The 19787-nt window shown below is 66.7% G+C and carries 23 protein-coding genes; 12 read left to right on the forward strand and 11 right to left on the reverse strand.

The window, feature by feature from the left end:
• Window positions 1-78: 78 nt before the first annotated feature.
• Complete coding sequence (gene hisH / locus JOF56_RS22170) at window positions 79-705, forward strand: imidazole glycerol phosphate synthase subunit HisH (RefSeq protein ID WP_209641145.1); 627 nt, start codon at window positions 79-81, stop codon at window positions 703-705.
• Here hisH and JOF56_RS22175 read toward each other — a convergent pair.
• A complete protein-coding gene (locus JOF56_RS22175) occupies window positions 700-3030 on the reverse strand; it encodes a S8 family serine peptidase (RefSeq protein WP_245378349.1) in 2331 nt (776 codons plus the stop codon). The two genes, hisH and JOF56_RS22175, sit on opposite strands and share 6 nt — an antisense overlap.
• Window positions 3031-3250: 220 nt before the next feature.
• Here JOF56_RS22175 and priA point away from each other — a divergent pair, with 220 nt between their 5' ends.
• A complete protein-coding gene (gene priA, locus JOF56_RS22180; RefSeq protein ID WP_209641149.1) occupies window positions 3251-3982 on the forward strand; it encodes a bifunctional 1-(5-phosphoribosyl)-5-((5-phosphoribosylamino)methylideneamino)imidazole-4-carboxamide isomerase/phosphoribosylanthranilate isomerase PriA in 732 nt (243 codons plus the stop codon).
• Here the strand turns inward: priA and JOF56_RS22185 are convergent.
• From JOF56_RS22185 to JOF56_RS22210, 6 genes are read right to left on the reverse strand one after another with little or no spacing between them, the layout of a single operon-like run.
• Entirely contained in the window at window positions 3948-4673 is a 726-nt protein-coding gene (locus JOF56_RS22185; RefSeq protein ID WP_209641151.1) for a Clp protease N-terminal domain-containing protein, read from the reverse strand. The genes priA and JOF56_RS22185 overlap by 35 nt on opposite strands.
• 31 nt (window positions 4674-4704) lie before the next feature.
• Window positions 4705-5094: a PPOX class F420-dependent oxidoreductase gene (locus JOF56_RS22190; protein WP_209641153.1), complete on the reverse strand. Its 390-nt coding sequence runs from the start codon at window positions 5092-5094 to the stop codon at window positions 4705-4707.
• Between the two features lie 9 nt (window positions 5095-5103).
• Window positions 5104-5625: an MOSC domain-containing protein gene (locus JOF56_RS22195; RefSeq protein WP_307855210.1), complete on the reverse strand. Its 522-nt coding sequence runs from the start codon at window positions 5623-5625 to the stop codon at window positions 5104-5106.
• A gap of 40 nt (window positions 5626-5665) precedes the next feature.
• A complete protein-coding gene (locus JOF56_RS22200; protein WP_209641155.1) occupies window positions 5666-6382 on the reverse strand; it encodes an ABC transporter permease in 717 nt (238 codons plus the stop codon).
• Window positions 6379-7092 carry an ABC transporter ATP-binding protein gene (locus tag JOF56_RS22205; RefSeq protein WP_209641157.1) on the reverse strand — a complete coding sequence of 238 codons (714 nt, stop codon included), beginning with the start codon at window positions 7090-7092 and terminating at the stop codon, window positions 6379-6381. Before JOF56_RS22205 ends, JOF56_RS22200 begins: the two co-directional genes overlap by 4 nt.
• Window positions 7093-7144: 52 nt before the next feature.
• On the reverse strand, window positions 7145-7717 hold the full coding sequence (locus tag JOF56_RS22210; RefSeq protein WP_209641159.1) for a TetR/AcrR family transcriptional regulator: 573 nt from the start codon (window positions 7715-7717) through the stop codon (window positions 7145-7147).
• A gap of 30 nt (window positions 7718-7747) precedes the next feature.
• Between JOF56_RS22210 and hisF the strand changes: the two genes are divergently transcribed.
• From hisF to hisI, 3 genes are read left to right on the forward strand one after another with little or no spacing between them, the layout of a single operon-like run.
• Complete coding sequence (hisF, locus tag JOF56_RS22215; protein WP_209641161.1) at window positions 7748-8509, forward strand: imidazole glycerol phosphate synthase subunit HisF; 762 nt, start codon at window positions 7748-7750, stop codon at window positions 8507-8509.
• On the forward strand, window positions 8506-8856 hold the full coding sequence (locus tag JOF56_RS22220) for a hypothetical protein (protein ID WP_209641163.1): 351 nt from the start codon (window positions 8506-8508) through the stop codon (window positions 8854-8856). The genes hisF and JOF56_RS22220 overlap by 4 nt, the downstream gene beginning before the upstream one ends.
• The gene (hisI, locus tag JOF56_RS22225) at window positions 8853-9194 is read left to right on the forward strand and encodes a phosphoribosyl-AMP cyclohydrolase (RefSeq protein WP_209641164.1); all 342 of its coding nucleotides are present in this window, start codon (window positions 8853-8855) and stop codon (window positions 9192-9194) included. The genes JOF56_RS22220 and hisI overlap by 4 nt, the downstream gene beginning before the upstream one ends.
• Window positions 9195-9274: 80 nt before the next feature.
• Here the strand turns inward: hisI and JOF56_RS22230 are convergent, their stop codons facing one another.
• Complete coding sequence (locus JOF56_RS22230) at window positions 9275-9889, reverse strand: TetR/AcrR family transcriptional regulator (RefSeq protein WP_209641166.1); 615 nt, start codon at window positions 9887-9889, stop codon at window positions 9275-9277.
• 95 nt (window positions 9890-9984) lie between these two features.
• Here JOF56_RS22230 and JOF56_RS22235 point away from each other — a divergent pair, with 95 nt between their 5' ends.
• The 6 genes from JOF56_RS22235 to lgt all read left to right on the forward strand — a co-directional run bounded on the left by JOF56_RS22235 (window position 9985) and on the right by lgt (window position 16194).
• The gene (locus JOF56_RS22235; protein ID WP_372448074.1) at window positions 9985-11538 is read left to right on the forward strand and encodes an anthranilate synthase component I; all 1554 of its coding nucleotides are present in this window, start codon (window positions 9985-9987) and stop codon (window positions 11536-11538) included.
• Window positions 11531-12022 carry a Trp biosynthesis-associated membrane protein gene (locus JOF56_RS22240; RefSeq protein ID WP_209641170.1) on the forward strand — a complete coding sequence of 164 codons (492 nt, stop codon included), beginning with the start codon at window positions 11531-11533 and terminating at the stop codon, window positions 12020-12022. Before JOF56_RS22235 ends, JOF56_RS22240 begins: the two co-directional genes overlap by 8 nt.
• Window positions 12023-12141: 119 nt before the next feature.
• Window positions 12142-12951: an indole-3-glycerol phosphate synthase TrpC gene (gene trpC / locus JOF56_RS22245; protein WP_209641172.1), complete on the forward strand. Its 810-nt coding sequence runs from the start codon at window positions 12142-12144 to the stop codon at window positions 12949-12951.
• Window positions 12948-14183, forward strand: a complete 1236-nt coding sequence (trpB, locus tag JOF56_RS22250) for a tryptophan synthase subunit beta (protein ID WP_209641174.1) — start codon at window positions 12948-12950, stop codon at window positions 14181-14183. Before trpC ends, trpB begins: the two co-directional genes overlap by 4 nt.
• Window positions 14183-14983, forward strand: a complete 801-nt coding sequence (trpA, locus tag JOF56_RS22255) for a tryptophan synthase subunit alpha (protein WP_209641176.1) — start codon at window positions 14183-14185, stop codon at window positions 14981-14983. The genes trpB and trpA overlap by 1 nt, the downstream gene beginning before the upstream one ends.
• A 71-nt stretch (window positions 14984-15054) precedes the next feature.
• Window positions 15055-16194: a prolipoprotein diacylglyceryl transferase gene (gene lgt, locus JOF56_RS22260; protein WP_307855211.1), complete on the forward strand. Its 1140-nt coding sequence runs from the start codon at window positions 15055-15057 to the stop codon at window positions 16192-16194.
• On the opposite strand, the gene JOF56_RS22265 is transcribed toward lgt, so the two are convergent.
• The 3 genes from JOF56_RS22265 to JOF56_RS22275 are packed head-to-tail and all read right to left on the reverse strand — an operon-like array spanning window position 16178 to window position 18676.
• Complete coding sequence (locus JOF56_RS22265; RefSeq protein ID WP_209641179.1) at window positions 16178-17254, reverse strand: NAD(P)H-dependent amine dehydrogenase family protein; 1077 nt, start codon at window positions 17252-17254, stop codon at window positions 16178-16180. The two genes, lgt and JOF56_RS22265, sit on opposite strands and share 17 nt — an antisense overlap.
• On the reverse strand, window positions 17251-18039 hold the full coding sequence (locus JOF56_RS22270; RefSeq protein WP_209641181.1) for an SDR family oxidoreductase: 789 nt from the start codon (window positions 18037-18039) through the stop codon (window positions 17251-17253). Before JOF56_RS22270 ends, JOF56_RS22265 begins: the two co-directional genes overlap by 4 nt.
• Window positions 18040-18091: 52 nt before the next feature.
• On the reverse strand, window positions 18092-18676 hold the full coding sequence (locus tag JOF56_RS22275; protein ID WP_209641183.1) for a DinB family protein: 585 nt from the start codon (window positions 18674-18676) through the stop codon (window positions 18092-18094).
• A gap of 56 nt (window positions 18677-18732) precedes the next feature.
• Between JOF56_RS22275 and JOF56_RS22280 the strand changes: the two genes are divergently transcribed.
• The gene (locus JOF56_RS22280; protein ID WP_209641185.1) at window positions 18733-19560 is read left to right on the forward strand and encodes an SMI1/KNR4 family protein; all 828 of its coding nucleotides are present in this window, start codon (window positions 18733-18735) and stop codon (window positions 19558-19560) included.
• Window positions 19561-19787: the final 227 nt, after the last annotated feature.

Genomic DNA, 19787 nt, shown 5'->3' on the forward strand with positions numbered 1-19787 from the left:
AGCTTTCCAGCCGGGGCCGTGGCCTGCGGGTGTTTCGGGTCGAGTGACCTGTTCGGACCAACCGGTAGGCTTTGGGCCGTGAACGTTGTCGTGTTGGACTACGGGTCGGGCAATCTCCGTTCCGTCGAGCGTGCCTTGCGGCGCGTCGGCGCGGACGTCGAGGTGACCGCGGACGTCCATGCGGCGTTGAACGCGGATGGCCTGGTGGTCCCGGGTGTCGGGGCGTTCGCTGCCTGCATGCAGGGCCTCAAGGCCGTGTCGGGGCATCGCACGGTGGACACGCGGCTGGCCGGTGGGCGCCCAGTGCTGGGCATCTGCGTCGGGATGCAGATCTTGTTCGAGCGCGGGATCGAGCACGGGCAGGAGACTGAGGGCTGCAACCAGTGGCCGGGCACAGTCGAGCGGCTCGAGGCCGAGGTCGTCCCGCACATGGGCTGGAACACGCTCCGCGCTCCGCAGGACACGACGTTGTTCGCCGGTCTGCCGGAGGACGCGCGGTTCTACTTCGTGCACTCGTACGGCGTGCGCAAGTGGGAGCTTGAGCCGGACACCACGTTCAAGCCCCCACTCGTGACATGGGCGAACCACGGCTGTGATTTTGTTGCCGCTGTGGAGAACGGTGCGTTGTCCGCGACGCAGTTCCACCCGGAGAAGTCCGGTGACGCCGGTGCGCACCTGCTCAAGAACTGGCTCGGGTCCCTATAGGACCAGTGCCCCCGGAGTCGCGGCCCACGTCGGGAAGTCGGCGACGCCTGCGTTGGTGACGTTGAATCCGCCGTTGCCCGCCGAGAACGCGACTGGGATGGATCCCCAGCCGTTGACACCGGTCAGCGCGAGGTCAGTCCGGCCGTCGCCGTTGAAGTCGCGGGCGACGAGCTCAACGCCACCAGTCGACGCCCAGGTCGGGAAGTCGGCGACGCCCGCGTTGGTGACGTTGAATCCGCCGTTGCCCGCCGAGAACGCGACTGGGATGGAGCCCCAGCTGAGGCCGCCGCTCAGCGAGATGTCCGCCAGGCCGTCGGCGTTGAAGTCCTTCGCCACGATCCGCACACCGGCAGTCGTCGCCCAGCCCGGGAAGTTGGCAACCCCGGCGTTGGTGACGTTGAACCCGCCATTGCCTGCGGAGAAGGCCACCGGGATGGAGCCCCAGCCCGCGACGCCGGTCAGCGCGAGATCGGTCCGGCCGTCGTTGTTGAAGTCGGCGGTGAGCAGCTTCACGTTCGGTGTCGAGGCCCACGTCGGGAAGTCCGGGACGCCTGCGTTGGTGATGTTGAATCCGCCGTTTCCTGCGGAGAAGGCGACTGGGATGGATCCCCAGCCGCTGACGCCGGTCAGTGCGAGGTCAGTGCGGCCGTCGGCGTTGAAGTCGCGTGCCACGACTTTGACGTTGGTCGACGAGGCCCAGGTCGGGAAGTCGGCGACGCCGGCGTTGGTGACGTTGAACGCGCCGTTGCCCGCCGAGAAGGCGACCGGAATGGAGCCCCAGCCGTTCCCGCCCGTCAGTGCGATGTCCGTGCGGCCGTCGGCATTGAAGTCACCGGTGACGATCTTGACACCCGGAGTGGTTGCCCAGCCTGGGAAGTCGGGCACGGCCGCGTTGGTGATGGTGTAGTTCCCGTCGCCGTTGGAGAAGGCCACGGGGATGGAGCCCCAGCCGCCGACGCCCGTCAAAGCGAGGTCGGTACGGCCGTCGCCGTTGTAGTCGCCCTGCAGGATTTTCACGCCAGGCGACGAGGACCAGGTCGCGAAGTTGGCGACGCCCGCGTTGGTGACGTTGAATCCGCCGTTGCCCGCGGAGAATGCGGTCGGGATCGATCCCCAGCCCGGTACACCGTTCAGTGCGATGTCGCCGCGGCCGTCGGCGTTGTAGTCGGCGTTGATGTCGGTGACACCGTTGGGAACCGGCGCGTACAGCAGGAGATTCGGCGACCCGGCCGGGTCAGTGATCACGTTGGGCGTGGCGTTGGTCAGCAGTGCTGCGGTGACCAAAGGCGGTGTGTCGTACGGATGGTCCGCGAGCCAGAGCGCAGCGGCACCGGCCACGTGCGGGCTGGCCATGGATGTTCCGTCGATCTCGGCAGTCGCGGTGTCGGACGTGCTCCACGACGAGACGATGTCCACGCCAGGCGCGAAGATGTCCGTGCATCCTCCCCAGTTGGAGAAGGTGGCCCGGCGGTCGTTGACGTCAGATGCGTTCACGGTGATCGCTGCGGGCACGCGTGCGGGGGAGTAGTTGCACGCGTTGGCATTGGCGTTCGCCGACGCGATGGCGTAGGTGATGCCGGAGTTGATCGAGTTCGCGACGGCCTGGTCGACAGCGGCGTTCGCGCCGCCGCCGAGGCTCATGTTCGCCACGGCCGGCTTGACCGCGTTCGCCGTCACCCAGTTGACACCGCTGATGACTGATTCCCAGGTGCCGCCGCCGGAGCAGTTCAGCACCTTCACCGCGACCAGGCTGACACCCTTGGCCACGCCGTACTGCGAGCCGCCGATCGTGCCCGCGACGTGCGTCCCGTGGCCGTTGCAGTCGGTGTTGTTGCCGTCGATCGTGTTGACACCCCAGCTCGCGCGGCCGCCGAACGTGGTGTGCGAAGTGCGTATTCCGGTGTCGATGACATATGCCCGGACGTTTGATGCCAGTGTTTCGAAAGTGTATCTGCCATCCCGGGCCTGCTGGCGCTGGTCCACCCGGTCCAATCCCCAGGATGGCGGGTTCGGCTGGGAGTCCTGAATGTCGACCCGGCCATTTTCCTGAACAAAGGACACGTTCGGATTCGACGCCAGCTGGGCCGCTTGCTTGGCGCTCATCCGGGCGGCGAACCCGTTCAGCGCGTGCCGCCAAGTCGAGGTGACAGTACCGCCGTACTTGCTGGTCAGAGAGTCTGCTGTGCTGACAGTGTGGTCTTTCAGAACGACGATATAACTGTCCGGAACCGCGTCGGAAACGGTTCGGATCGATGCTGTTTCGGCCGCTGCCGACGGCGCTGCGAGGGCGACAGCCGCGGTCGTGCAGGCGATTGCGGCTGTCAATAGTCTGCCGGGGCTAAATGATCTGAGCAAATGCATGATTGTCATCTCTCGGTTTGATGGGACGCGCACTTGCGGTTTCAGATCCTGGCCATCCGGAAGGCGGGCCGGTAGTTGGGAATTTTTACACCGGGATTCCTGTAACGAATTGTGGTCTGTCCATTGCGGATACACAGTCGGCCGGTGGGTGGGTTGCCGCCCATGGCGCAGTAGAGTCTTCGCCGTGACATTGACGCTGCTCCCGGCCGTTGACGTGGCCGACGGCCTGGCCGTCCGCCTTGTGCAGGGCGAAGCCGGTACCGAGACCGGCTACGGTGACCCGCTGGAGGCCGCGCTGGCCTGGCAACGCGACGGCGCGGAGTGGATCCACCTGGTGGACCTCGACGCCGCGTTCGGCCGTGGGTCCAACCGTGAGCTGCTCGCCGAGGTCGTCGGCAAGCTGGATGTCCAGGTGGAACTGTCCGGTGGCATCCGCGACGACGAGTCGCTGAAGGCCGCGTTGGCAACCGGCTGCCGTCGAGTGAACCTGGGCACCGCCGCGCTGGAGCACCCGGAGTGGTGCGCGAAAGTGGTGGCCGAGTACGGCGACAAGGTCGCGGTCGGGCTGGACGTCCGGATCACCGAGGCCGGGCACCGGCTCTCCGCGCGCGGCTGGACCCAGGACGGCGGCGACCTGTGGGACGTGCTCGACCGCCTCGACCGCGATGGCTGCAGCCGTTACGTGGTCACCGACGTCAGCAAGGACGGCACACTGCGCGGACCGAACCTCGAGCTGCTGAGCGAGGTCTGCGCCCGCACCGACGCACCGGTGATCGCGTCCGGCGGAGTGTCCAGTGTGGACGACCTACTCGCGATCGCGGCACTCGGCCCGGACGGCGTGGAAGGCGCGATCGTCGGAAAAGCCTTGTACGCCGGGGCATTCACTCTTTCTGAGGCTCTTGCCGCGACGCGTTGACCGCGGCCTGGATGATCGTCTCGATGCCGGTGACGTCGACGCCGGCTTCGAGGAGGATGTCCTTGGCGAAGGTGTCGTCCAGTGCCAGCAGGCCGAGCAGGATGTGTTCGGTGCCAACGTAGTGGTGGCCGAGGCGGAGTGCTTCGCGGGCGGTCAGCTCGAGCACCTTTTTGGACTGGGCGGTGAACGGGATGTGGCCGATGGGCGGGTTCTCGACGGCTGGGCCCAGTTTCGACGTGACCAGCTCGCGGACGCGTTCGTGCGTTCCGCCGAGCGACACGATCGCCCGCGCGGCCAGGCCCTCCGGCACGGTGAGCAACCCGAGCAGGATGTGCCCCGGCGTGATCTCCGCGTGCTTGAGCTGGAGCGCTTCCTGTTGTGAGGCAACGGTTGCCTTGCGTGCGTAGTCGGTGAAGCGGGCGAACTGGGAGACGTCCGCGGTGACCGGTGAGTTGGGTGTGAATCTCTTCTGCGCGGCCTGTTTGGTCACGCCCATGCTCTGGCCGATGTCGGTCCAGGACGCGCCGGAGTGCCGTGCGCGGTCGACGAAGTGGCCGATCAGGTGGTCGGCGAGTTCGTCGAGGTGCTGGCCGATGAGCACGGCGTCGCTCAGCCGTTTCAACGGGTCGCCGTCCGGGTGGAGTCGCTCCACTGTGTCGATGAGTTCGCCGAGGCGGGGTGTGTTTGTCATGCGTCAACTTTAGGTTGACGATGACGGGTCGTCAACCTGAAGTTGACGACGTGACGGCGTAGCAGAGTGTGCCCTTCGCGCCACGGAAGATCCGGCTGCTGTAGATCACCAGCCAGCCGCTCGGGCCGTACTTGCGGGCCATGACGCGGCGCATCCGGGCGGTCTCGGCCGCGTCGAGCAGGCGGGCGACACCGGGGATCGGCTCGCTCTTGGGTTTGCCGCGCAGGTCGCACTCGGCGAGTTCGACGTTCTGGTTGCGGCGCAACCGCTTGACCTTCCAGGAGTCCGAGCGCGTCCAGAAGATCAGCTCTTCGCCGTCGCGCGCCGACCAGACCGGCGTGGAGACCTTGGTGCCGTCCTTGCGGAACGTCGTGACAAGCACGTACTTGCTGTCGGCCAGCCTGGCCAGCTCCTGATCCACGCGTGCAGGCTAGACCGGTTGCAGCGCGGAATGTGGCTCGGCCGGCAGCTCGACCCGGATCGTGTCGCCGGGCCTGACCACGCCGCCGGTCAGCACGATCGACATGATTCCGGCCTTGCGGACCAGGTTGCCCTCTTCGTCGCGGTCCAGCACGGCCTTCTGCAGGCCTCGCTGGAAGTGGTCCAGCTGCAGGCATGGATTGCGCAGCCCGGTGACCTCGACCACGGCCTCCTCGCCGAGGAAAAGCCGCGTGCCCGTGGGCAACGCGAGCAGATCGATGCCCCGGGTGGTCACGTTCTCACCGATTTGCCCCGGTTCGACGGTGAATCCCGCTGCTCGCAGCTCGTCGTGCAGTTCGGCGTGGATCAGGTGCACCTGCCGGAGGTTCGGCTGGCTGGGATCCCTGGCCATGCGCGACCGGTGTTTCACCGTCTCACCCTGGTGCGCGTCGCCCTCGACGCCGAGCCCCGCGACAAGTGTGATGCTGTCGGCGTTCGGTTTGCTGAACGTGTATTCCTTGCTACGGCTCACGGCCGCTACAACCCCAGTCGATGTCACTTGACCCAATTTATCAGGGTGTTCGGCGTCTGAGCGTTGCCGCGCCGAGGACCAACGCCAGGACCGCGCAGCCGAGGATGATCACCAGATTGCCGGCCAGGGTGCCGGTGAAATCAGCCGACCGGGTCACATGCGTCAGGGCGTCCACGGCGTAGGACAGCGGCATCACGTCGGACAACCAGGTCAGCAAGGACGCCATCTCATCCCGTGGGACAAAGAGTCCACACAGGAGCAACTGAGGCATCACGAACACCGGCATGAACTGGATCGCCTGGAACTCGGTACGCGCGAACGCGCTGACGAACAGTCCGAGCGCCATGCCCAGCAGCGCGTCGAGCACTGCGATCATCATCAGAATCCATAGTGGACCGGTCACCTCAAGCCCGAGCCATGACACCGACACGGTCGTCGCGATGATCACCTGCAGGACTGCGACCGAGCCGAACGCCAGCGCGTATCCGAAGATCAGGTCCAGCTTGCCGATCGGCGTGGTCATCAGCCGTTCGAGCGTGCCGCTCGTCCGTTCCCGCAACGTGGTGATCGAGGCGATCATGAACATGATGATGAACGGGAACACGCCGAGCAGCGCCGGTGCCGCCCGGCTGAACGCCTGCTCGGAGTTGAACACGAAGCGCAGCAACACCATCAGCAGACTCGGCATCAGCAGCATCATCGCCACCGTGCGGGGGTCGTGCCTGAGCTGGGCGAGGATACGGCGTGCGGTGCTCATACGTTTTCCTTGATCAGTCTGAGGAATGCCTGCTCGACATCCTGTGTCTCGGTCCTTCTCCGCAGGCCGTCGGGGGTGTCGTCGGCCAGTAGAAGTCCCTCCCGCATCAGCAGCAACCGTTGGCAGCGTGCGGCTTCATCCATCACGTGACTCGAAACAAGCAGTGTCACGCCGCTCGCGGCGAGGCTGTGGAACAGCGCCCAGAGCTCTTCGCGCAGAACGGGATCAAGGCCGACTGTCGGCTCGTCGAGGACGAGCAGTTCGGGCGAACCGAGTAACGCCACGGCCAGGCTGGCCCGGGATTTCTGGCCACCGGACAGTTGGCCGACCATCGCGTTGGCATGATCTTCCAGACCGACCTCGGTGATCACCCGGTGCACGTCGGATCTTGGTGCGTGCAGCACGGAAGCGAAGTAGCGCAACGCTTCCGTGACCGTCAGATCCCCGTAGAGCGCGGGGTTCTGCGTCGCGTAGCCGATCCGGTCGCGTAACCCGGCATGCCCGGCGGGCAGGCCGAGCACTTCGACAGCGCCGGACTCGACGATCTGTATGCCGACGATCGCGCGCATCAGCGTCGACTTGCCACACCCGCTCGGTCCGAGCAACCCCGTGACCGACCCTCGTTCCACCTCGAAATCCACGCCCCGCAGCACCGGCCGCCCGCCTCGGCGGACCGTCAGGCCCCGGACGCCCACGACAGAATTAACCATGCGTTTAATTCTGCGCCCGTGGAATTCCGGTGTCAACAGCTCGTGTGGGGTTTCAGCCGTCGATGTACGTCTGGATCACGGGCCCGACCATGGCCACGATCTCGTCGTCACCAGCCTTGGCGAGCGGCTCGATGCCGATGACGTACCGGAACATGGCCAGGCCGACCATGTGCGCGGCCGCGGCGGCCAACCGGACCTGGGGCACGTCCAGTTCGGCGGCGATACGGGCCAGCACATGCCGTTCGAGGAACTGCCGCAGCATCCGCGCGGCCTGCTCGTTCGTCGTGACCGAACGCATCATCGCCAGGAACGGCGCCCGGGTGTCCGCGTTGCCCCAGACGGTCAGAAACAGCCGCACGAACCGCTCGCCGAACTGCGACTTCGGCCCATCGAGCAGCGCGGGAACAAGGAACGCGGGGTCGATCGGCAGCTGCAGCGCGGCCACGAACACCTGCTCCTTCGTGCCGAAGAAATGGTGCACGAGCGCGGGGTTCACCTCAGCCCGCGCTGCGATCCCGCGGATGGTGGCGCCGTCGTAGCCGAGCTCGGCGAACTGGGTCCGAGCCGCGGTCAGGATCTGCTCACGCGTCTCGGTCTGCCCGGGTCGCCGCCCAGCACGTGCCATGTGCCCAAGCGTGCCACGTAGGCTTTCGCCATGGCTGTTGCGGTACGTGTGATCCCCTGTCTGGACGTCGACGCAGGCAGGGTGGTCAAGGGCGTCAACTTCACCGACCTGGTCGACGCGGGCGATCCGGTCGAGCTGGCCGCGGCGTACGACGCGGAAGGCGCGGACGAACTGACCTTCCTGGACGTCACCGCGTCCTCTTCGGACCGGGAGACAACCTTCGATGTGGTCCGCCGGACCGCTGAGCAGGTGTTCATCCCGTTGACTGTCGGCGGTGGCGTACGCGCGGTCGAGGACATCGACAAGCTCCTGCGCGCGGGCGCGGACAAAGTCAGCATCAACACGGCGGCGATCCTCCGGCCCGAGCTTCTTCACGAAGCCTCCCAACGCTTCGGCGCCCAGTGCATCGTGCTGTCGGTCGATGCCAGGCGCGGCGGCGGCACGCCATCGGGGTTCGAGGTGACCACGCACGGCGGCAAGCGCGGCACCGGCATCGACGCAGCCGAGTGGGCGGCACGTGGCCAGGAACTCGGCGTCGGCGAGATCCTGCTCAACTCGATGGACGCGGACGGCACGAAGGCCGGCTTCGACATCGAACTGATCAAACTCGTCCGGGCACAGGTGGACGTGCCGCTGATCGCCAGCGGTGGCGCGGGTGCGACCTCGCACTTCGCGCCGGCCGTCGCAGCGGGCGCGGACGCCGTGCTCGCCGCGAGCGTGTTTCACTTCGGACAGTTGCGGATCGGTGACGTGAAGGGCGCGTTGCGCACCAGCGGAGTCGAAGTCCGATGAACGCGCCGACGGAGGTCAAAGTCGCTGTCGGCGTGGTAGGCGCCGGGGCGTTGCTGTTCATCCTGGTGGCGTTGTTCTGGGACTCGACTACGGTCCGGTTTCCCATCGGCACCGGGATTCTGGCCGTCGCCGTGTGTATCGGTTTGCTTCTTCGGCTGCGCTTCGTGCGTGTGGTCACGATGGTCGTGGTGACCCTGTTCGCGGTGGCGCATCTGGTGATCGCGCTGTCCGACACAGCCCCTTGGTGGGTCCGCGCAGTTTCCGGCGTACTCACCGCTGCCTACATCTACGCAGCCGTCGTCGTGAACACCGAACCCGCGCGCCACTACCTGGAGACACCCAAGTGAGCCTCGACCCCAAGATCGCCGCCCGCCTCAAACGCAACGCCGACGGTCTTGTCTGCGCTGTCGCTCAGCAACGCGGCACTGGTGAAGTCCTGATGGTCGCCTGGATGAACGACGAAGCCCTCGACCGCACCCTCACTACTCGCAAAGCCACCTACTACAGCCGAAGCCGCCAAAAACTGTGGACCAAAGGCGAGACCTCCGGCCACACGCAGCAAGTCCACGAAGTCCGCCTCGACTGCGACGGCGACACAATCCTGTTGACCGTCACCCAAGAAGGCGCCGCCTGCCATACGGGTGACCACACTTGCTTCGACGCCGACCTCCTCCTCACCGACTGACGGGGTTGCTGTGTCCCCAATGCCACATTGGGGACATCAGATGCCCCCAATGTGGCATTGGGGACACCCAAAGCCGGTGGTCAGGTGATGGTGCCGGTGAAGTAGCGTTGGAGGGTGGGGCCGACGGCTGCGACCAGTGTGTCGATGTCGTTGCTGGCCAGGGGTTCGAAGCGGGCGACGTAGCGGACCATGCCCATGCCGATGAGCTGGCTGGCCACCAGGGTTGCGCGGAACATGGCGTTGTCGGCGCCTGTCTTGTCGGCGACGCGGATGAAGATTTGTTTCAGGAAGATGTCGCGGAGGCCTGTGACGGCCATTTCGTGGCTGGCGACGCTGCGTACCAGGGCTGCGAATTGGCCGCCGCCGGTGCTGTCCCAGACTGTGAGGAAGCGGCGGACGATGCGTTCTCCGATCGTTTCTATGTCGCCGCTCATGAGTTCGGTGACGATCACGGCTGGGTCGACCGGCAGTTGGAGGACCGCTTGGGCGAAGAGTCCTTCTTTTCCGCCGAACCAGTGGTTGACCATGGCTGGGTCGACGCCTGCCTGTCTGGCGATCGCGCGGACTGTCGCGCCCTCGTAGCCTTGTTCGGTGAACACTGCTCGAGCGGCTTCGACCAGGGCGGTCTTTGTGTCCGCGCCGGCCGGTCTGCGGCCGCGCCGCTTACCCTCTTGCTGATCCGCGCCTGTTGTCACGTCTCCATCATTACCGGCGGGGGCAAACTTTTCAACAGGCGCTGAATTTGTCACCCCTTGGTCGGACGGTTCTCATTCCCGGCAGAATGACCCCTATGGCCAGCGTGATCGGAACGGAACCACTCGGCTCCACGGCGATGGGGGCGATCAGCCTCACCCGGGAGCAGTTCCATGTCCTCGCCCGCGACCGCCGGGTCGTCCCGGTCGTCCGGAAGGTGCTCGCGGACGCGGAGACCCCGGTCGGGGTGTACCGCAAACTCGCCGCCGACCGCACGGGCACCTTCCTGCTCGAGTCGGCGGAGAACGGCCGCTCGTGGTCACGATGGTCGTTCGTCGGTGTGCGGTGCGAGGCCTCGCTGACCTCGAAGGGTGGTCAGGCCACCTGGACCGGAAAGGTCCCGCACGACCTGAACGGCAACGGCGACCCGCTGGAAGCCCTTCGGGAGACGCTCCGTACGCTGCACACCGAGCCGTTGCCTGGCCTGCCGCCGCTGACCGGCGGGATGGTCGGCTACATCGGGTACGACACCGTGCGCCGGCTGGAACGGCTGCCTGAGCTGGCCGAAGACGATCTCAAGATCCCTGAGCTGGTCATGATGATGGCCACCGACCTGGCCGCCCTTGATCACCATGAGGGCACGATCACACTCATCGCCAACGCGGTGAACTGGGACAACTCGCCGCAGCGGGTCGACGAGGCCTACGACGACGCGGTCGCCCGGCTGAACAAGATGACCCAGGACCTGTGCACCACGGCCGAGCCGACGGCGATGGTCTTCGACCGGCCGAAGCCGGAGTTCACCCGCCGCCGCACCCGGGCCGAGTTCGGCCAGGCCGTCGAGACGGCCAAGGAGGCCATCCGGGCCGGTGAGGCCTTCCAGATCGTGGTGTCCCAACGGTTCGAGATGCGGACCGAGGCCGACTCACTGGACGTGTACCGGATTCTGCGCACCACCAACCCGAGCCCGTACATGTACCTGCTTCGGCTGGACGGTTTCGACATCGTCGGGTCGAGCCCTGAGTCGCTGGTCACCGTCCGGGACGGGGTGGCGACCACGCACCCGATCGCGGGCACGCGCTGGCGCGGGGTGGACGCGGACGAAGACGCCGTCCTGGAGAAGGATCTGCTGGCCGACGAGAAGGAACGGGCCGAGCACGTGATGCTCGTCGACCTCGGCCGCAACGACCTCGGCCGGGTCTGCGCGCCGGGCTCGGTGCATGTCGTCGACTTCTTCCGGGTCGAGCGCTACAGCCACGTCATGCACATCGTCTCGACCGTGACCGGCAAGCTCGCGCCGGGTAAGACCGCGTTCGACGCGGTCACGGCGTGTTTCCCGGCCGGGACGCTCTCCGGCGCGCCCAAGCCACGCGCGATGGAACTGATCGAGGAACTCGAGCCGACCAGGCGCGGGCTGTACGGCGGTGTGGTCGGCTATCTCGACTTCGCCGGCGACGCCGACACCGCGATCGCGATCAGGACCGCGCTGATCCAGGACGGTGTGGCCTCCGTCCAGGCCGGAGCCGGGATCGTGGCCGACTCGAACCCCGGTGCCGAGGACGACGAGTGCCAGAACAAGGCCGGTGCGGTGCTCTCGGCGATCGCGATGGCCGGGACCATCACCTCGGCGGCCCGGCAGTCCCATGAGTGACCAGGCGCGGGCCCGTCGTCCACTATGGATCGTGACGGCGTTGCTGCTCGGCGGGGCGGCGGCGCTGTGGGGTTCCTCGCGCTTGGACTGGTCCATTGGTGTGACGGGCGCGGAAAAAGTGGCCGCGCTCGTGCCGCTCGCACTGATATACCTGGCTGGGATCGCGGGCGTGCTGGCCACGAGTGGCTGGCCGCGCCGGGTGGTCGGAGGGTTGTTGGCGCTGACCGGTTTCGCGGCCGGTTGGCTGGCTGTCGACGGTGCCTTCGACCAGGGGCAGACAAGTGGAGCAGGCCTGTTGGCACGGGGGCTCGCGTTGATCGCGGGGATTGTGGTCGTCGGCGCCGGTGTGGTGCTGGTGCGGGCCGGTCACCGGATGCCCAGGCTTGGTGCGAACTATCAGACTCCCGCGGCGGCAAAAGCCGAGCCGACCGGGGAAAAGGAGCTGTGGCGTGCGCTCAGCGAGGGCAAGGACCCAACTGTCTAGTGACCCCGTCGCGCGGGCGTTGCGTTGCTGCGCGCATGCTATGTGTGCACGGCCGACCCGGCGTCCTGCCGCGAACTGGCGCGGGGTTAGCATCAGTGCGGCGGGAAGGGGCATACGCGGTGAGCGTTCTCGAGTCGATAATCGACGGTGTACGCGAGGATCTCGCGGCCCGGGAAGCGCGGCTTCCATTTGAAGTCCTCAAGGAGCAGGCCACGAAGGTGGCTCCGCCCAAGGACGTGATGAGCGCGCTGCGGTCATCGGATGTCGGTGTGATCGCGGAGGTCAAGCGCCGCAGCCCATCCAAGGGCGAGCTGGCCGAGATCCCCGATCCGGCCGAGCTGGCGGCGGACTACGAGGCCGCGGGCGCGCGGGTGATCAGCGTGCTGACCGAGCAGCGCCGGTTCGGAGGTTCGCTGGCGGACTTCGACGCGGTGCGCGCGGCGGTCAGCATTCCCTTGCTGCGCAAGGATTTCATTGTCAGCCCGTATCAGGTGCACGAGGCCCGGCTGCATGGCGCGGACCTGGTGCTGCTGATCGTGGCGGCGCTGGAGCAGAACACGCTGGTCGGCTTGCTCGACCGGGTGGAGTCGCTGGGCATGACCGCGCTGGTGGAGGTGCACACGGCTGAGGAAGCCGATCGCGCACTGGAGGCCGGCGCGTCGGTGATCGGTGTCAACGCCCGTGACCTGCACACGCTTGAGGTCGACCGGGAGGTGTTCACGCGGATCGCGCCCGGCCTGCCGTTCGAGACGGTCAAGATCGCCGAGTCCGGTGTGCGCGGACCTGGTGACCTGATGGCGTACGCCGGAGCTGGTGCCGACGCGGTGCTTGTCGGTGAGGGCCTGGTCGCCAGCGGCGACCCCAAGGCCGCGCTGACCAAGCTGGTCACCGCCGGTTCGCACCCCGCCTGCCCGAGGCCCAGCCGATGAGCGACGCCGAGAAGAACGGTCACGAACACGACGAACACGACCCCGACGACCGTGGTTACTTCGGGACGTTCGGCGGCCGTTTCATCCCGGAGGCGCTGATCCCGGCGCTGGACGAGCTGGCGACCGAGTACGACAAGGCCCGCCAGGACCCGGACTTCGTCAACGAGCTGCTGCGCCTGCTGCGTGACTACGCGGGCCGGCCGTCGATGCTGACCGAGGCCCCGCGCTTCGCCGAGCACGCCGGTGGTGCGCAGATCTGGCTCAAGCGCGAAGATCTCAACCACACCGGCTCGCACAAGATCAATAACGTGCTGGGCCAGGCATTGCTCACCAAGCGGATGGGCAAGAAGCGGGTCATCGCGGAGACCGGCGCGGGCCAGCACGGCGTCGCGACGGCCACCGCGTGCGCGTTGCTGGACCTGGACTGCGTCGTCTACATGGGCGAGGTCGACACCGAGCGCCAGGCGCTGAACGTGGCCCGGATGCGGCTGCTCGGCGCCGAGGTGATCCCGGTCAAGACCGGCTCGCGCACCCTCAAGGACGCCATCAACGAGGCACTCCGCGACTGGGTGACCAATGTGGACACCACGCACTACCTGCTGGGCACGGCGGCCGCGTCGCACCCGTTCCCGCTGATGGTGCGCAACTTCCACCGGGTCATCGGTATCGAGGCGCGGGCACAGATCTTGGAGAAGGCGGGACGCCTGCCGGACGCGGTCGCGGCCTGTGTCGGCGGCGGATCCAACGCGATCGGCATCTTCCACGGTTTCATCGACGACAAGGAAGTCCGGCTGGTCGGCTGGGAGCCCGGCGGGCACGGCATCGACTCCGGTGAGCACGGCGCCACGCTGTCCGAGGGCTCTCCGGGCCTGCTGCACGGCTCGCGGTCGTACCTGCTGCAGGACGAGGACGGCCAGATCGTCGAGGCGTACTCGATCTCGGCCGGCCTGGACTACCCGGGCGTCGGCCCGGAGCACTCGTACCTCAAGGACTCCGGTCGCGCCGAGTACCGCTCGGTCACCGACAAGGAGGCCATGGACGCGTTCCAGCTGCTGTCGCGCACCGAGGGCATCATTCCGGCGATCGAGTCGGCACATGCCCTGGCCGGTGCCATCAAGCTCGGCAAGGAGCTGGGCCCGCAGAGCGTCATCCTGGTCAGCCTGTCCGGCCGGGGCGACAAGGACATGGACACCGCGGCCAGGTTCTTCGGCCTGGTAGAAGAGGACGCCTGATGGCCCGCTTGGACGCGTTGTTCGCCGCCGCGAAAGCCGAGGACCGGGCCGCGCTGGTCGGTTATCTGCCGGCCGGCTACCCGACCGTGGACGGATCCGCCGAGATCCTCTCGGCGATGATCGAATCCGGCTGTGACCTGGTCGAAGTCGGTGTGCCGTTCTCCGACCCGGTGCTGGACGGGCCAACTATCCAGAAGGCCGCCGAGCAGGCGCTCAGCGGTGGCTTCCGGATCCGTGACCTGTTCAAGGTCGTGGAGAAGGTCGCTTCCGCGGGTGGCAACGCCGTGGTCATGACGTACTGGAACCCGGTATACCGCTACGGCGTGGACGCGTTCGCCCGCGACCTCGCCGCGGCCGGTGGCCTCGGGATCATCACGCCTGACCTGGTGGTCGACGAGGCCGACGAGTGGCTCGCGGCGTCAGAGGCGCATGACCTGGACCGCATCTTCCTGGTCGCGCCGGCATCCACGGAGGAGCGGATCGCCCGTACGGTCGCCAAGACCAGCGGTTTCCTGTACGCGGCGGCCGTCATGGGCGTCACAGGCGCCCGCGACGCGGTCAGCGTGGCCGCTCCGGACCTGGTACGGCGCGTCCGGCCGCACACTGACCTGCCGATCGGTGTCGGCTTGGGCATCCGTTCCGGTGCACAGGCGGCTGAGACGGCCGCGTTCGCTGACGCTGTGATCGTGGGCTCGGCGTTCGTCACCAAGGCGGGCGAAGGTATCGAACCGGTACGTGCGTTGGCCGCTGAGCTCGCTCAGGGTGTCCGGTCGCGCGTCGCCGCAGGTCAGGCCTCGTGATTTAGCAACGTTTAGGTCACTCGCCAGGGTGGTATGCGTGTGGCCTGACGCGAGGCGTTACCGTGTGCCGCGTGACCGGTGCGACAGTGTTCCTGGCGAATATCCCTAGCCCGGACAGGGGCGTATGGGAGATCGGCCCGATTCCGATTCGCGCGTATGCGCTTTTCATCATCCTCGGAATCATCGTGGCCATCTGGTGGGGCGAGAAGCGGCTGCAGGCCAGGGGCGGACGCCCAGGTGAGGTCGTGGACATCGCGGTGTACGCGGTGCCGTTCGGCCTGATAGGCGGGCGGCTGTACCACGTCATCACGGACTATCACCGGTACTTCGGTGAGGGCAAGAACCCGATCGACGCCCTGAAGATCTGGGAGGGCGGCCTGGGTATCTGGGGCGCCATCGCCCTGGGTGCCGTGGGCGCGTGGCTGGGCGCCAAGCGCAAGGGCATCCCGCTGCCGGTGTTCGCCGACGCGGTCGCGCCCGGCATCGTGGTGGCGCAGGCCATCGGCCGGATCGGCAACTACTTCAACCAGGAGCTCTACGGCGGGCCGACCACGCTGCCCTGGGGCCTGGAGATCTACCAGCGGATCAACCCGGCGACCGGTCTGGAAGACCCGCTGTCCGGTGTCGCCATCGACCACACGCCGATCGCCATCGTGCACCCGACGTTCCTCTACGAGCTGCTCTGGAACCTGGGCGTGGCGCTGCTCGTGGTCTACGTGGACCGCAAGATGCGCCTGGGCCACGGCCGCGCGTTCGCTCTCTACGTCGCCGGTTACACGCTGGGCCGGACGTGGATCGAGCTGATGCGTACCGACGCCGCCACGATGGTCGCCGGCGTCCGGATCAACGTCTGGGTCTCGGTGCTGGTCTTCATCGGCGCGGTCTTCTACTTCATCATCGCCCGCAACAAGGGCGAACGTGAGGATCTGGCCCTGTTGCGCGGCGACGGCACCCCACAGGACCCGGCGCCCATCGAGGTCTCCGAAGACGCCGAGGACAAGGACGACGAAGAGAAGGAAGCCGAGGACAAGGCTTCCGACAAGGACTCCGACTCCGACTCCGACTCCGACGAGAAGGCCGACGACGAGAAGGCGGCCGACTCGCAGTCGCAGGAGAAGGACGAGTCCGCAGGCGAGAAAGAGGAAGCCAAGGTCCCGGCGGCTCCCGAAGCCGGGACCGAGGCGGCCGAGGAGCCTAAGAAGAAGGACTGACCAGTCCCTTCCCCGTGATCAGGGGAAGATCCAGAGCGGTGAGCAGTCCCGGCGGCGCGTTGACGACCGCCGGGATTGCGTTTACCAGGCGCATTGCGGTCGTCTTGAGGCCTGCGGTGTTGTGGTCACCGTCGGAGGCCATCAGCTGCAGATCCAGGGTCATCGTGGGTTCGCCGGTGACGATGACGCGGTAACTGCCGTGACCGACAGGCTGAGGCCAGTCTGGGGCGAGGTCGGCGCGTAGCCGTGTGACGTGCTCCAGGACGCACACCGCGCGGCCCTGGTACATGCCTTTCACCTCGAAGCGGAGCGCCGCGGCGGTGTCCTTCTCCACGACACCGGACTTGATCTCGAACCGTTCCGGAGCCCGGACGATCTCGTGGTCCGCGGTCACCTCGTCCAGCGAGATGCCGAGCCCCGCGGCGATCTGCTGCACGACGCTGCCCCACGCCAGCGGGAGCACGCCGGGCTGCAGGAGCAGCGGTATCTCGCCTTCGGGCAGGCCGAAACCCATGATGTCGAACAGGACTTTGCGGTTGTCGTAGGTGGAGTAGTCCAGGATCTCCTGGCAACGCACCTGGTCGACACGCTCGCTGATGCCGGTCAGGGCCAGCGGCAGGGCGTCGTTGGCGAACCCCGGGTCGATCCCGTTGACCCACAACGAGGCGTTGCCCTCCTTCGCAGCGGCCTTGACCGACCCGGACACCTCCTCGGGCACGACCCCGTCCGGGAACTGGAGGAAGACCGGGGAACTGGACACGACGTTGACACCGGCCCGCAGAATCCGGGCCAGGTCCTCCAGGGCCTCGTTGAGCCGGTCGTCGGCCATCGCGGTGTACACGACACAGTCAGGTTTCAACGCCAGCAAGGCATCCGCGTCGTTCGTGGCCTGAACCCCAAGCGTACGGCCAAGTCCCGCGAGGTCGCCGGCATCACGGCCGGCCTTGGCCTCGGAGGACACCCAGACACCGGCCAGTTCCAGATCCGGGCGGGCGTCGATCCCGGCGATCGCGTGCCGCCCGACATTCCCGGTGCTCCACTGGACGACTCGGTACGTCACAGGTCCTCCAGCCCGAGTTCGAGCGTCGGGCGTTCGGTGCCGCCGTCGACTTCGATGACCTTGCCCGTCACGAACTTGCCCGCCTCGCTGGTCAGATACAGGACGGTCGCGGCGATGTCCTCCGGTTCGCCGATCACGCGCAGCGGGGTGGCCTGCTCCATCTTGGTCTTGATTTCCTCGTTGCTGAGCACGATGTCCAGCGCCGACGTGGCCACCGATCCCACGCAGATGGCGTTCACCCGGATCTTCGGCGAAAGATCGGTCGCGGCGAGTCTCGTGTAGTGCGAGAGCGCGGCTTTGGCGGTCCCGTATGCGAGAAAACCGCGCCCGCTCAACCGGCCCAGGACCGAGGAGATGTTCACGATCGACCCGCCGCCGGTCTCCAGCATCACGGGCACCGCGGCCAGGTTCAGCGCGTGCGCGGTCGCCACGTTGAAGTGGAACGCGTCTTTGAGGATGTCGGGCGTGGTGTTGACGAACGGCGCGGGCATGGTCCCGCCGACGTTGTTCACCACGATGTCCAGCCGCCCGAACGACTCCTGGGCCGCGGCCACGAGCGCCGGTATCTCGTCTAGGTTGTTCAGATCGGCGGGCACCACCTTGGCCCGCCGCCCGGCCTGCTCGATCTGTTCGGCGACGTCTTTGAGCTGTTCGGCGGTCCGCGCGGAGATCACGACATCCGCACCCGCCTCAGCCAGCGCGACGGCCGTGGCCGCACCGATTCCCCGCCCAGCCCCGGTGACCACAGCCACCTTGCCGCTCACTGCGAAACGATCAAGGATCACCGGAAAACTGTAACACGTTCTACTGGCTGTGCCAGGCCTGAAGAGCACCTGGTCACCGGCCCGCCTCTCGCGCCGTCTGCTCCAACTGGTTCCGGTAGTTTTCCCACCAGGTTTTGTCGCCTAGCGCCACGGCATTGTTGTCCAGCCACAATCCGGTGGCCCCATCGATCAACTCCCGGACGATGTCAGCGTGCCCGGCGTGCCGATGGGTCTCACCGATCATGCGTATCACGATGTGGTGCAGAGTCACCTCGTTCCGGTCTTCCGGCCAGTGCGGCACGTGACCGATCGCATCCAACGGCAGCGCATTGATCGTCGCGTCCGAATGCGCCCACGCCCGGTGGTACAGCCCCACAATGTCGTCGCGTGACTCGTCGGCGGTCGCCCACATGTCCGCGTTGACGCTCGCGTCATCATCGAACCAGGGCAGCGGCTCACCGGAGGGCCGCCCAAAGGTGTCTCCGAGATATCCCAGTTCGCAGCTCGCAACGTGCTTGATCAACCCCAGCAAGTTGGTGCCGGTCGGCGTCAACGGCCTGCGGATGTCGTACTCCGAGAGCCCGTCAAGCTTCCACACCAAGGCATCGCGGGCAGCTTGCAGATAGCGGTGAAGATCCGCCTTCGGTTCCGTGGTCATGCGCAGCAGCCTCTCACCCACCACCGACAATTTTCGTACCCGATACGGTGCGGGTCATGAGTGCGCTGGAGGAGCTTGTCGCGCGGGTGCCGCCGCCCTTGGAGCCGGTCGACGCGACGGGTGACTGGGCTGGGCTGGGATTGGTCTTGCCGGCTGACTACCGGGGTTTGGTCGAGCGTTATGGCAGCGGTACGTTCTGCGACCTGGTGACTCTGCTTCCGCCGTTCGGTCCGTGCACGTTGCTGGGTTATGGCGTGGATTTGCTTGATGGCGATCGCGAGTTCCGGGATGAGGGCGGGGACATCGACCCGGAGGACTATCCGTATCCGCTCTATCCGGAGCCTGGTGGGCTGTTGATCTGGGCGACGTCCTCCAATGGCCCGCGTCTGTGCTGGCTCACGAAGGGGGAGCCGGACGAGTGGCCGGTGGTGGCCTGGGATCCGAAGACTTTCGACTACGAGCGACACGATCTGGGCGCGGTGGAGTTCCTGGAAAGCTGGCTCAGCGGCGGGCTGGAAAGTGACATTCTGCCGGCGCCGCAGGCACAGTGGTTCGAGTCGCCCCGCGAACTGGAGCACGCCTACGTGCGTTTGACCGAAGGCTCACTGCCGTATGTGGAGCGCCTCCGGATCCTGTGCGAAGCCCTTGCACCAACACAAGATCGTGGCGGCGTCCGGTTGGACGACGGCACCCGGCAGGACCACTTCGCCACAGCAACATGGCAGCTCACCTACGAAACGGCCTACGGCCACCAGATCCGGGTCGCCTATCCGCCGGAGGAAGAGCAGCAGGCCCGGGAAACTCTGCTGCAGGCCGTAGAATTGATGGGCTGCGCAGTGAAGTCAGTGACCGATGGCAACGGCGCCAAGATGTGGGGCCGTTGACCCGCCACGAGGATCAGCTCTCGTCGAGGATCGCATGGACGTCGAGGGCTGGTAGTAGCACGCTTGAGCTTGTCGACGTAGACATCGCAGAGCCAGGCGAAGGTCGCCAGGTTGGTCACGACGCGCGCATAGGCGACCCGCTGACCACTCGCGTGATAGACGCCGAGATTCAGCGAGGCATTGACCCAGTATTCGATTCGCGTTGCTGATCTTCGCTGGGCGATGAT

Source organism: Kibdelosporangium banguiense (genome assembly GCF_017876405.1).
In the GTDB taxonomy this organism is placed as follows: Bacteria; Actinomycetota; Actinomycetes; order Mycobacteriales; family Pseudonocardiaceae; genus Kibdelosporangium; species Kibdelosporangium banguiense.

Bases quoted from the DNA above. Each gene is read 5' to 3' on its own strand.
- JOF56_RS22185 (WP_209641151.1), bottom strand. From the start codon at position 4,673: ATGACAAACACACCCCGCCTCGGCGAACTCATCGACACAGTGGAGCGA.
- JOF56_RS22200 (WP_209641155.1), bottom strand. From the start codon at position 6,382: ATGAGCACCGCACGCCGTATCCTCGCCCAGCTCAGGCACGACCCCCGC.
- JOF56_RS22205 (WP_209641157.1), bottom strand. From the start codon at position 7,092: ATGGTTAATTCTGTCGTGGGCGTCCGGGGCCTGACGGTCCGCCGAGGC.
- JOF56_RS22210 (WP_209641159.1), bottom strand. From the start codon at position 7,717: ATGGCACGTGCTGGGCGGCGACCCGGGCAGACCGAGACGCGTGAGCAG.
- hisF (WP_209641161.1), top strand. From the start codon at position 7,748: ATGGCTGTTGCGGTACGTGTGATCCCCTGTCTGGACGTCGACGCAGGC.
- JOF56_RS22220 (WP_209641163.1), top strand. From the start codon at position 8,506: ATGAACGCGCCGACGGAGGTCAAAGTCGCTGTCGGCGTGGTAGGCGCC.
- JOF56_RS22235 (WP_372448074.1), top strand. From the start codon at position 9,985: ATGGCCAGCGTGATCGGAACGGAACCACTCGGCTCCACGGCGATGGGG.
- JOF56_RS22240 (WP_209641170.1), top strand. From the start codon at position 11,531: ATGAGTGACCAGGCGCGGGCCCGTCGTCCACTATGGATCGTGACGGCG.
- trpB (WP_209641174.1), top strand. From the start codon at position 12,948: ATGAGCGACGCCGAGAAGAACGGTCACGAACACGACGAACACGACCCC.
- trpA (WP_209641176.1), top strand. From the start codon at position 14,183: ATGGCCCGCTTGGACGCGTTGTTCGCCGCCGCGAAAGCCGAGGACCGG.
- JOF56_RS22275 (WP_209641183.1), bottom strand. From the start codon at position 18,676: ATGACCACGGAACCGAAGGCGGATCTTCACCGCTATCTGCAAGCTGCC.
- JOF56_RS22280 (WP_209641185.1), top strand. From the start codon at position 18,733: ATGAGTGCGCTGGAGGAGCTTGTCGCGCGGGTGCCGCCGCCCTTGGAG.